This window comes from Stenotrophomonas sp. P5_B8, assembly GCF_054049855.1.
In genome coordinates, this window is the sequence record NZ_JBFULO010000590.1 from 1 (window position 1) to 1,851 (window position 1,851).

The window sequence follows — 1,851 nt, forward strand, 5'->3', positions numbered from 1 at the left end:
GGTATGCAGGTTGCGGGCATGCAGGAAAAGATGGCATCCAACTACCGCGCGGTGAACATGTCCTTCCAGAATACCGAGGGTGTCGTGCGCAATGCGGAATCGACCGCGGCGGCGGTATTCAACCGGACTGCGCTCCCGGCCGGCAGTCTCTACACCGAAAGTGCGATCAGCTTGGATTGCGACGGGTTCGATTCGGTGCAGTGGGCGCGTCAGCGCAGTCTTACTGCGGCTCCCGCAGTAAACGTGCGTCAGATTGATACCTGTGGTGGCGATTCGTCGGGCAACTCGAACGCCGGCGGCGCGCCGGTCAACGACAAGCCGACCGCCACCTACCAGATTACCGGCTACTCCGCAGACAACCCGGCCAGCCCGACGTCGTCGTCGGTAGTCGACACCATTTTCAAGCTCTGAGGACGCGGCTATGGCTTCGCGCAGATTCAAATGGATTACGGCTGCCTCCACGGTAGCGGCTCTGGGTATCGCACTGGTCGGCTACAACACGCTGATCGCTGCACAGGCACAGGGTGTACTAGCGCAGGCTCCGCTGAACAACCAGGTGCAGACCGCACCGGCGTTCATCATGGCGGTCGATGACTCCGGCTCCATGACATTCCAGACCCAGTTCCCGGGCCAGGACGGTGAGGGCTGCTGGAATACCACGCGCAAGAGTTTCTTCGACGCCAATGGCAGTTTGTACACGTCGGGCAACTGCGACTATCTGCACGTGCTTCCGGGGCCGCGTATCGACACCGGACGCTACGGCATCCCGCCGATCGATATGCTGGGTTTCGCGCGTTCCTCGCAGTTCAATCCAACCTATTACAACCCTTCGGTAAAATACGAGCCGTGGGTCAACGGTAGTGGTGTTTCCTACGGCGATGCGGGCCTGCTGGAGACGCGCATCGACCCCCGCGCCACCACGACCGTGGCACTGGCCTCACCGTACTACAGTACGGCGTCTGCGGACTCGTTCCGCATGCAGGATGGCATGGTCATCCCCGCGGGTACGTTCTACCGTTACAACAACACCAACTATCAGCGTACCTCCGACTACACCTGGAACAATGGCGTAGCCACGGTATACATGCAGTACACCCCGGCGACGTTTTACGTCCGCTGGACCGCAGCCAATGATCCCTATCCACAGATTCCGGGCGCGACCAATGCCTACAGTGGCATCACGCGGGTAAAGGTGGACAACGCCTGCGGTACCAATTGCGCCATGTGGAGGTACACCATCGGTTCCGGCGATACCGCGGCGCTGCAGAACTTCGCGAACTGGTTCTCGTACTACGGGAACCGCAATCGCGCGATGATCGCCGGCATGACCCGCTCGCTGTCGGACATCAACAATCTGCGTGTCGGTTATTTTCGGATCAACCAGAACGGCAGCTATGACAGCGGCACGTCGACAACCAAGCGTCTCGCCATGCGTGACATGGCCAACAACTCCGACAAGCTGGCGCTTTACACCGACATGACTGCGCTGACCGCCAGTGGTGGTACGCCGAACCGCCAGGCCGTCAACGCGGCTGCCCTGCAGATGACGCGCACCGATGCAGGTGCCCCGGTCAAGCTGATGTGCCAGAAGAATGCGGTGATGCTGTTCACCGACGGCTTCAGCAACGGAGATGGCCCCACTGTCGGCAACACCGACAGTGCGATGGGCGCGCCGTTCAGCGATGGCAATGCCAATACCATGGCCGACATCGTGACCAAGTACTACAACGACGTGAATGGCGGTTCGCCGCTGCGCACCGATCTGACCGCGGGCAAGGTGCCGGTGCCGCAGGCTTGCAAGGGGGCCAACCCGGACAAGCGTCTGGACTGCCAGCCCAATCTGCACATCAA

1 protein-coding gene and 1 pseudogene are annotated in these 1,851 nt (G+C 60.9%); both read left to right on the plus strand.

The features are described from left to right. The coding region (locus ACXJKH_RS19675; RefSeq protein ID WP_457321887.1) for a pilus assembly PilX family protein at positions 1-411 on the plus strand (411 nt) is incomplete at its 5' end. A gap of 145 nt (positions 412-556) precedes the next feature. Then, a pseudogene (locus tag ACXJKH_RS19680) lies at positions 557-1,851 on the plus strand (pilus assembly protein); the annotation flags it as partial.